General features: G+C 46.7%; 7 protein-coding genes. 4 read left to right on the top strand and 3 right to left on the bottom strand.

Annotated features, from left to right (window positions below):
• The first annotated feature begins 8 nt into the window (after positions 1-8).
• The 3 genes from srfAC (at position 9) to DIC78_RS08200 (ending at position 5,942) form a co-directional block, all read left to right on the top strand.
• On the top strand, positions 9-3,836 hold the full coding sequence (srfAC, locus tag DIC78_RS08210; protein ID WP_127695994.1) for a surfactin non-ribosomal peptide synthetase SrfAC: 3,828 nt from the start codon (positions 9-11) through the stop codon (positions 3,834-3,836).
• A gap of 27 nt (positions 3,837-3,863) precedes the next feature.
• Positions 3,864-4,592, top strand: coding sequence for a surfactin biosynthesis thioesterase SrfAD (gene srfAD / locus DIC78_RS08205; RefSeq protein ID WP_106021045.1), 729 nt, complete (start codon positions 3,864-3,866; stop codon positions 4,590-4,592).
• Positions 4,593-4,697: 105 nt separating this feature from the next.
• Positions 4,698-5,942 carry an MFS transporter gene (locus tag DIC78_RS08200; RefSeq protein ID WP_106022277.1) on the top strand — a complete coding sequence of 415 codons (1,245 nt, stop codon included), beginning with the start codon at positions 4,698-4,700 and terminating at the stop codon, positions 5,940-5,942.
• A gap of 88 nt (positions 5,943-6,030) precedes the next feature.
• On the opposite strand, the gene DIC78_RS08195 is transcribed toward DIC78_RS08200, so the two are convergent.
• The gene (locus DIC78_RS08195; RefSeq protein ID WP_103671914.1) at positions 6,031-6,561 is read right to left on the bottom strand and encodes a YcxB family protein; all 531 of its coding nucleotides are present in this window, start codon (positions 6,559-6,561) and stop codon (positions 6,031-6,033) included.
• Positions 6,562-6,610: 49 nt separating this feature from the next.
• The gene (locus DIC78_RS08190; RefSeq protein ID WP_106021041.1) at positions 6,611-7,552 is read right to left on the bottom strand and encodes a DMT family transporter; all 942 of its coding nucleotides are present in this window, start codon (positions 7,550-7,552) and stop codon (positions 6,611-6,613) included.
• A 123-nt stretch (positions 7,553-7,675) separates the two neighbouring features.
• On the opposite strand from DIC78_RS08190, the gene DIC78_RS08180 reads away from it, so the two are divergent.
• Positions 7,676-9,010, top strand: a complete 1,335-nt coding sequence (locus DIC78_RS08180) for an aminotransferase-like domain-containing protein (RefSeq protein WP_106021039.1) — start codon at positions 7,676-7,678, stop codon at positions 9,008-9,010.
• On the opposite strand, the gene DIC78_RS08175 is transcribed toward DIC78_RS08180, so the two are convergent.
• The gene (locus tag DIC78_RS08175) at positions 9,005-9,679 is read right to left on the bottom strand and encodes a 4'-phosphopantetheinyl transferase family protein (protein WP_101863975.1); all 675 of its coding nucleotides are present in this window, start codon (positions 9,677-9,679) and stop codon (positions 9,005-9,007) included. The genes DIC78_RS08180 and DIC78_RS08175 overlap by 6 nt on opposite strands.
• Positions 9,680-9,748: the final 69 nt, after the last annotated feature.

The raw sequence follows: 9,748 nt of genomic DNA, 5'->3' as shown, positions 1-9,748 counted from the left end.
CGAAACATATGAGTCAATTTAGCAAAGATCAGGTTCAAGATATGTATTACCTATCGCCGATGCAGGAGGGGATGCTGTTTCATACCATCCTTAATCCAGGCCAGAGCTTTTACCTTGAACAAATTACGATGAAAGTAAAGGGCGACTTCAATATCAAATGCCTTGAAGAAAGCATGAATGTCATCATGGACCGGTACGATGTATTTCGTACCGTGTTCATTCACGAAAAAGTAAAAAGGCCCGTTCAAGTCGTATTAAAAAAACGTCAATTTCATATAGAAGAAATGGATCTGACACGTTTATCCGAAAGTGAGCAAACGGACAAAATCAATGAATACAAAGCACAGGATAAGATCAAAGGCTTTGATTTAACGCGGGATATTCCGATGAGGGCAGCCATCTTCAAAAAAGCTGACAACAGCTTTGAATGGGTGTGGAGCTACCACCACATTATTTTGGACGGATGGTGCTTCGGCATCGTCGTGCAGGATCTGTTTAAGGTATACAACGCCCTGCGCGAACAAAAGCCGTACAGTCTGCCGCCTGTCAAACCGTATAAGGAATACATCAAGTGGCTTGAAAAGCAGGATAAACAAGCATCGCTCCGCTACTGGCGCGAGTACTTGGAAGACTTTGAAGGACAGGCGACGTTTGCGGAACAAAGAAAGAAACAAAAGGAAGGGTACGAACCGAAAGAACTTCTCTTCTCACTGCCGGAAGCGGAAACAAAAGCTTTTACAGAGCTTGCGAAATCTCAGCACACCACTTTGAGTACCGCTTTGCAGGCAGTCTGGAGCGTACTGATCAGCCGTTATCAGCGGTCTGACGATTTGGCTTTCGGTACAGTCGTTTCCGGGCGTCCCGCGGAAATCAAAGGCGTTGAACATATGGTCGGCCTGTTTATCAACGTTGTTCCAAGAAGAGTGAAATTGGCTGAAAACATGACATTCAACGGTTTGCTCAAGCAGCTTCAGGAGCAGTCACTTGAGTCAGAACCGCATCAATATGTGCCGCTTTATGACATCCAAAGCCAAGCCAACCAGCCGAAATTGATTGACCACATCATCGTGTTTGAAAATTATCCGCTTCAGGATGCAAGCAATGAAGAAAGCGGACAAAACGGATTCGATATGGAGGATGTCCATGTATTTGAGAAGTCAAATTACGATCTCAATTTGATGGCCTCCCCGGGTGAAGAAATGCTGATCAAGCTTGCCTATAATGAGAATGTGTTTGATGAAGCGTTTATGCTGCGCTTAAAATCCCAGCTTCTCACAGCGATTCAGCAGCTTATTCAGCATCCGGATCAGCCTGTCAGCACCATTGATTTCATTGACGAAAAAGAAAAAGAGTACTTGCTTAACGGCTTAAATCCGGCACCTCAAATGTGTGAGCCAAAACCTCTGACGGATTGGTTCAAGGAGGCGGTGGACGTCAATCCAAGTGCACCGGCGCTCACATTTGCAGGCCGAACGCTGTCCTATCACGAATTAGACGAGGAAACGAACCGCCTCGCACGCCGTTTGCAAAAGCAAGGGGCAGGCAAAGGCTCAGTTGTTGCATTGTACACGAAGCGCTCGCTGGAACTGGTGATTGGGATTCTCGGTGTGTTAAAAGCGGGAGCTGCTTATGTGCCGGTTGATTCTAAGCTGCCGGATGACCGAATTTCATATATGCTGACCGACAGCGGGGCGGCATGTCTGCTTACACATCAAGAGATGAAAGAGCAAGCGAGTCAGCTGCCGTTTACAGGCCAAACGCTTATCATTGATGATCCCATCCGTTTTGAAGAAGAGGCAAGCGATCCTGAAACCGCGATTGAACCAGATGATGCGGCGTATATCATGTATACATCAGGCACAACCGGAAAGCCAAAGGGAAATATCACGACGCATGCCAATATTCAAGGATTAGTGAAGCACGTTGACTACATGACGTTTTCTGAAAAAGACACGTTCTTATCTGTATCGAATTACGCTTTTGACGCATTTACCTTTGATTTCTACGCTTCCATTTTGAATGGAGCAAGGCTGATTATCGCAGATGAAAATACACTGCTTGATACAGACCGTCTCACGAGCCTCATCCGTCAAGAGAATGTCAGCGTCATGTTTGCGACCACAGCTTTATTTAATCTTCTCACAGATGCGGGAGAGGATTGGCTGAAGGGGCTTCGCTGTGTGTTATTCGGCGGGGAACGCGCGTCTGTGCCTCACGTCAGGAAAGCGATGCGGATCATGGGGCCGGGCAAGCTGATTAACTGCTACGGTCCGACTGAGGGCACGGTGTTTGCAACGGCTCACGTCGTGCACGAGATTCCGGAGTCTATCTCCTCACTGCCGATCGGAAAGCCGATCAGCAATGCAAGTATTTATATTCTCAATGAATCAAATCAGCTCCAGCCATTCGGAGCGGTCGGTGAACTATGCATCAGCGGAATGGGTGTATCAAAAGGCTATGTAAACCGTGATGAGCTGACGAAGCAGAAATTTACCGCCAACCCGTTCAAACCGGGAGAAACACTTTACCGCACCGGGGATCTCGCTCGCTGGCTGCCTGACGGTACGATTGAATACGCCGGCCGCATTGATGATCAAGTGAAAATACGGGGGCACCGGATCGAGCTGGAAGAAATCGAAAAGCAGCTGCAGGAATATCCCGGAGTAAAAGACGCGGTCGTCGTGGTGGACCGCCGCGAGTCTGGGGACGCATCAATTAACGCCTACCTTGTGAACCGGACACAGCTTTCAGCAGGAGACGTTAAGGCACACCTGAAAAAACAGCTTCCTGCTTATATGGTGCCGCAGACATTTACGTTCTTGGACGAGCTTCCTTTAACAACAAACGGAAAAGTCAATAAACGTCTGCTGCCAAAACCGGAGCAAGATCAGATATCGCAAGAATGGATTGGGCCTCGAAATGAAACGGAAGAAACAATCGCGCAAATCTGGTCCGAGATTCTCGGCAGAAAGCAAGTCAGCATCCATGACGATTTCTTCGAGCTTGGCGGCCATTCCTTAAAGGCAATGACAGCCGCTTCTCGCATCAAAAAAGAGCTCGGAATGGACCTTCCGGTGAAGCTATTGTTTGAAGCGCCGACGATTGCCGGCATTTCAGCATATCTGAAAAACGGAGGCTCAGAAGGACTTCAGGACGTTACAATCATGAATCCGGATCAGGATGACATCATTTTCGCATTCCCGCCGGTATTGGGATATGGCTTAATGTATCAGAATCTGGCCAAGCAATTGCCGTCATACAAGCTGTGCGCCTTTGACTTTATTGAAGAGGAAAACCGTCTTGACCGTTATGCCGCTCTGATCAAGGAACTTCAGCCGGAAGGTCCTGTGACACTGTTCGGTTATTCAGCAGGATGCAGCCTGGCGTTTGAAGCCGCTAAAAAACTTGAAGAGCAGGGACGCACTGTACAGCGGATTATCATGGTGGATTCCTATAAAAAACAAGGCGTCAGTGATCTGGACGGACGCACGGTCGAAAACGATGTAGAGGCGCTGATGAATGTAAATCGAGACAATGAAGCCCTCAATAGCGAAGCCGTCAAGCAGGGGCTCAAGAAAAAAACACATGCCTTCTACTCATACTATGTCAACCTGATCAGCTCAGGGCAAGTGAAAGCGGACATTGATTTGCTGACCTCTGATATTGACTTTGAAATGCCTGAATGGCTTTCGCCGTGGGAAGAGGCGACAACGGGCGCTTATCGTGTGAAAAAAGGCTTCGGTACACACGCCGAAATGCTGCAGGGCGAATGTCTTGATAGGAATGCCGGGATTTTGCGCGAATTTCTTAATAAACAAACCATAACGCTTTCTTAAGGAAGCGATGAAAGGGGGAGCCGGCCAATGAGCCAACTCTTCAGATCATTTGATGCATCGGAAAAGACGCAGCTCATCTGTTTTCCGTTTGCCGGCGGCTACTCGGCGTCATTTCGCCCTCTCCATGCTTTTTTGCAGGGGGAGTGTGAAATGCTTGCAGCTGAACCGCCCGGGCACGGCACGAATCAGACGTCAGCAATTGAGGATCTCGAGCAGCTGACTGATTTGTACAAGCAAGAATTACATTTGCATCCAGATCGGCCGTTTGTGCTGTTTGGGCACAGCATGGGCGGCATGATTACCTTCAGGCTGGCGCAAAAACTGGAGCGTGAAGGCATTTTTCCGCAGGCTGTGATTATTTCTGCGATTCAGCCGCCGCATATTCAGCGGAAAAAAGTATCGCATTTGCCTGATGATCAATTTCTCGATCATATTATCAAATTAGGCGGAATGCCCGCAGAGCTCGTTGAAAATAAAGAAGTTATGTCATTTTTCCTTCCTTCGTTCAGATCGGATTACCGGGCTCTTGAACAATTCGAGCTTACCGACATGACGCCGATCCAATCGCCGGTCCACGTCTTTAACGGACTGAATGACGAAAAATGCATCCGGGATGCGGAAGGCTGGAAGAAGTGGGCGAAACACATCATGTTCCATGAATTTGACGGCGGGCATATGTTTCTGCTGTCAAATACGGAGGAAGTGGCGGAACGGATTTTTGCGATTTTGAATCAGCATCCGATTTCCAGTTCCTAATGAAAAAGCGGACAGCGCTGTGCTGTTCGCTTTTTTTATATAGAATGTAAATTTTTTCATGATATAATAGTCGCAATACTCAAAATAAAGGCAGGTCAGGAAAAAATGTCTCGGCACATCCTTCGCGTGTCTCCTAAGATGAAATGGTTAGTATTGCTGTTCACGTTTGTCTTCGCCATCGGAATGAACTCATTCAGAAATTCCTTTCAATTTTTTATGCTCCCGATGGCAGAGACCTTTCACGCCGATCGGTCGCTGATTTCGGCTTCCGTCAGCGTTTTTATGATCACAACGGGAGTCGTTCAGTTTTTTGTCGGCTTTTTGATTGACCGGTTCAGCGTCAGAAAGATTATGGGGATCGGCGCCATTTGTATCAGCGCAAGCTTTTTGGCGCTCCCGCATTCGCCGAATGTCCATATATTTTCTGTGATCTACGGAGTGCTGGGCGGAATCGGCTATTCCTGCGCGGTTGGCGTGACGACACAGTATTTTATCAGCCGCTGGTTTGACACGCATAAAGGCTTGGCGCTCGCCATTTTGACCAATGCAAATTCAGCCGGTTTGCTGCTGCTGTCACCGATTTGGGCTGCGGCTCCTTACTATGCAGGCTGGCAAACTGCGTATACAATATTGGGCATTTTCTTAGCGGCTGTCCTGCTGCCTCTTTTGGCCTTCGGAATGAAGCACCCGCCAAATGTCCAAGGGCAGTCCGTGAAAAAATCTTATGACTGGCAGGGATTTTGGAAGGTGTTAAAGCAGTCCCGCCTCATTCATATCCTGTACTTCGGCGTATTTACGTGCGGATTTACGATGGGAATCATTGATGCTCATCTCGTACCAATGCTGGAGGATGCGCATGTCTCTCATATCAACGGAATGATGGCTGCATTCGGGGCGTTTATTATCATCGGGGGATTATTGGCAGGCTGGCTGTCAGATTTGCTTGGCAGCAGAAGCGTGATGCTCTCCATTTTGTTTTTCATTCGTCTCATCAGCTTGATCTGCCTGCTCGTTCCCGCACTCGGCATTCATAACAGTGAGCTCTGGTACTTGTGCTTTACGCTGTTATTCGGGCTCAGCTACACAGGCGTGATCCCGCTGACTGCTGCGTCCATTTCTGAAAGCTTTCAAACCGGGCTTATCGGCTCGCTCCTAGGCATCAATTTCTTTATCCATCAAATCGCCGGCGCTCTCAGTGTGTATGTGGGCGGATTGTTTTTTGACATGAATCATAATTATTTGCTGGTTACTGTTGTGTGTTTGGTGCTTGTAAGTTTATCAGCATTATTGGAGCTGGCGCCAATCAAAAAAAACAATCATGTTCATAACGAAGAGAGTGTTGAGGGGTAAATCTCCATTAGCTGAAGAGAATGTTACTCAATGAAGCGGCATATCTCATTAACATAAAAAAAGAGGGAAAACCCTCTTTTTAAATTTGTCATTTTACTTTTTTGGCACGTACATGTTCTTTTACAAGCTGTCTGAATGAGTGGAGCTCATTTTCGAATACAAAAAAACGTTTAGGAACTAAGATGACCTGGTGACTAGAAGTTTTGATAGAGAAAAAGTGTTTATATTCTGCAACTGCCCTTATTTCATCCCATTCAAACAATGCATTATCGTTTTTGGATTGAATTTGAATGCCTTGCCGGTTCATGGTATATGTCCTTTTACGTTTTAGCCGTTTATTGTTCTTATAGCTGGTACGCAGCCGTATATAATGAAAAGCAATCAAAAGCAATGTACAGATCAAGGATAGAATCGCTATGAAAATACCATTATATATCACTTCGAGTGTTTCGCTGTCATAAACGGTAATCGGAAATCCATAAAGCGAATACACCAATAAAGATAGAAGAAAAATATAAATAAAATAAAACAATGCTGATATTCTTTGCCGGGATAAAAAGTAACATCTCATATCTTGTAATGAAATGGCTCCCTCTAGGAAGACACTGTGTTGAATCATTCTTACACTGCACCTCAAACCATTTTTTCTTCAACTCTAACATAACATCTCATTTGTTCATAGAAATGGATTTTTTGGTTTGCTTTCTTTTTCGGAGACCGGCATTGCTTCCCAGCACGCCGATGATAATACAAACCGCACCGGCAAGGTGATACCAGGCTAGGCTTTCGTGCAAAACCACAACTCCGGCAATCATCGTCACGATGGTGGACAAATGATTAAAGGCGCTCATTTTAAACGCCTCAATCCGGGACAGCGCATAGTTGGACATAAACGAAGTCACGAGCGAAGATAACACGCCCAAATACACTATCGCGAGAATAAAGCCGGGCTCCCGGAATGGATGGAAGTAAGTGCCGACCGTTCCGGAAGCGCCGTGCCGCACCAAGGCGATGGCATTGAAGACGACAAATCCGATCGCTGACATGATGTAGGTGAGCTCCATCAGCCGGAAACGCTGTGTCATTTTTCTTGCGGCGGTATTGTACATAGCTGAAGACAGAGCGGACAAGAGAATAAGTAAAGATCCTTTTAGGCTGGCCGATTCAACGTTCACACCCTTCATCACAAAAATAAACATGACGCCCGCAACTGATAACACAGTGAACCCTTTTTGAGCCCACGTCGATCGCTCTTTTAAAAAATAAGCGGCAAAGACCATTGTAAAAATCGGAATTGATGCCTGAATGATCCCGGCTTCAGAGGATGACGAGTACACCAGGCCGAATGCCTGAAAGCTGAAAAACAGCGCCGGATACAGCAAGGCGAGCGGCAAAATGGCCATTACATCTTTTAAACGGATGGACAGCTTCACCCATCCGAATAAGACAGGTATAGTAGCCGCTACAAACGCAAGGGTGAACCGGTGTGCAAGAATATCAAATGGTTCTGCCGATTGCAGCGCGATTTTCACGAAAAGAAAGGATAACCCGATAATCAATGCGTTTAACATAGCTGCAAGATAAGCTGAGGTTTGCTGGTTTTTATACATACAGGAAGTGCTCCTTTAAATAAATAATAGAGCCGGCCGCTCCCTTTTATTGTATGGGGTGGATAGGAACGGTACAATAAGAAAAACAATGAACTGTACCGGTACAAAACAGGGGGAGAAAGAATGGAGAAGTATATCAGTCTCTTCATACAGATAGAGGAAATGATGCAAAGCAGTGTCTATCAAGAAGGAGACAGGCTGCCTTCCATCAGGCAGCTGTCCGCCCGCTATCAAGTCAGCAAAAGCACGGTGATCCGCGCGCTGCAAGAGCTGGAAAAACGCCATCTCATCTATTCTGTTCCGAAAAGCGGCTATTATCTTGTGAAAAAGACGAGGAAGCCGCATCACGGCAAGTCAGGCCCAATCGACTTTGCAACGTCTGCGCCGGACCCTGATATTTTTCCGTATGTGGATTTTCAGCATTGCATCAACAAAGCGATTGATACATACAAGCATGATTTGTTTCTCTACGGAACGCCGAAGGGCCTCCCGTCGCTCATCCGTGTATTGCGAAAGCTGTTTGCTGATCAGCAGGTATTTGCGGACGAGCGGCATATGTTTATCACATCCGGTGTCCAGCAGGCGCTATCCCTGCTATGTGCAATGCCGTTTCCTAATGGGAAAGAGAAGATCGCCATTGAACAGCCAGGCTATCATTTGATGATTGAACAAGTGGAGACACTGGGCATCCCCGCAATCGGGATAAAAAGAACGGAGCAGGGGCTTGATTTAGCGGAAGTCGAGCGGCTGTTTCAAACAGAACCGATCAAATTTTTTTATACGATGCCACGCTTCCATAACCCGCTTGGGAGCTCACTGGCCGAACGGGACAAACAAGAGCTGGTAAGATTGGCGGAAGCCTATGACGTCTACCTTGTTGAGGATGACTATCTCGGTGATCTCGAGGAAAATAAAAAGGCAGATCCGCTGTACGCATATGATCTGTCCTCACATGTGATTTATTTAAAAAGCTTTTCAAAAATGATATTTCCCGGCCTTCGCGTGGGAGCCGCCGTTTTGCCAGATGCGCTGACTGACACATTTCTTACGTACAAAAAGCTGAACGACATTGACTGCTCGATGATTTCCCAAGCCGCGTTAGAAATTTACATTAAAAGCGGAATGTTCGGCAGGCACAAGGAGAAAATCAGAAATTCCTATAAGGAACGGTCTCTCAGGCTTCATGAAGCCATTCAAACACACGGACAATCGAGCCGCGGCAGCTTTCTATTTTCCAGCGGCCAGGCCCCGTGCATGCATACCCATCTGGTGCTTCCTGAGGATCTGCCGGCATCAAGAGTGATTCAAAAGATGAAAAAACAAGAGGTCCTTCTTGAAACGATTGACCGCCATTATTTATCAGATTATCCGAAAGAAAATCTATTAAAAATCAATCTTTCCAATGTGAAGACTGAAGATATTGAACGCGGCATTAAGCTGCTGATGAGCCATTTATAAAAGCGCTTCGTACGAGATCATCGTGATGTCCTCCGGGAAATCAGGGCGGGCGGCGCACACGGCCATTTTATAGCCGGGGTCTACCTCATACGTTTTGATAAAGCAAGGCGTATGGTGTTCCGGAAGCTCGACGGATACTCGGCCATCCTCATGCAGGCGCACGGAGAAGGAGTCAAGCGGCAGCGACAGGCCTTTGCCTTCCTGCTTGATAAAGCTCTCTTTCATAGACCATAGATGATAAAAATAATCGTTTTGCTCGTCTTTATGTTTGGATAAAAGATCGCTGTACTCGTTCTTCGAAAAGAAACGTTCGGCAATCCCGAGGCTGATTGGCTTCATTTTTTCAATATCGACGCCGATCGGATCTGAATCAAACGCGCCGATGACCCAATGGCCGGAGTGGGAAATGTTAAAGTGGGCATTGGGGAGGTCAGGGATACAAGGCTTCCCGTATTCCTGCGCGCTGAATCGGATATCGGCTTTATTCAGCTGGTACTGCTCGCTGATGACAGAGCGAACAAGCACATCTCCCAGGAGGGTGCGGTGAGCATCTTCTTTATGATAAAATCTCCGGCATTTCTCCCGTTTTTCAGCGGAAACGAAAGACATCAGCCGATCCGTTTCTTCCTGTGAAAGCGGGCGGTCCATATAAATTCCGTAAATTTTCATTCTAGATCCTCCGTCTGCAAAAGATTGTCAAAACCATCCTATCATACTTCAACAAGACTCATATAGAGG

This window comes from Bacillus halotolerans, from assembly GCF_004006435.1.
Lineage (GTDB): Bacteria > Bacillota > Bacilli > Bacillales > Bacillaceae > Bacillus > Bacillus halotolerans.
This window is presented reverse-complemented; position numbering and strand designations above follow the sequence as displayed.

Excerpts from the sequence above, each read along its gene's own strand:
- DIC78_RS08195 (WP_103671914.1), bottom strand. The coding sequence starts at position 6,561 with ATGATTCAACACAGTGTCTTCCTAGAGGGAGCCATTTCATTACAAGAT.
- DIC78_RS08190 (WP_106021041.1), bottom strand. The coding sequence starts at position 7,552 with ATGTATAAAAACCAGCAAACCTCAGCTTATCTTGCAGCTATGTTAAAC.
- srfAC (WP_127695994.1), top strand. The coding sequence starts at position 9 with ATGAGTCAATTTAGCAAAGATCAGGTTCAAGATATGTATTACCTATCG.
- DIC78_RS08200 (WP_106022277.1), top strand. The coding sequence starts at position 4,698 with ATGTCTCGGCACATCCTTCGCGTGTCTCCTAAGATGAAATGGTTAGTA.
- DIC78_RS08175 (WP_101863975.1), bottom strand. The coding sequence starts at position 9,679 with ATGAAAATTTACGGAATTTATATGGACCGCCCGCTTTCACAGGAAGAA.
- srfAD (WP_106021045.1), top strand. The coding sequence starts at position 3,864 with ATGAGCCAACTCTTCAGATCATTTGATGCATCGGAAAAGACGCAGCTC.
- DIC78_RS08180 (WP_106021039.1), top strand. The coding sequence starts at position 7,676 with ATGGAGAAGTATATCAGTCTCTTCATACAGATAGAGGAAATGATGCAA.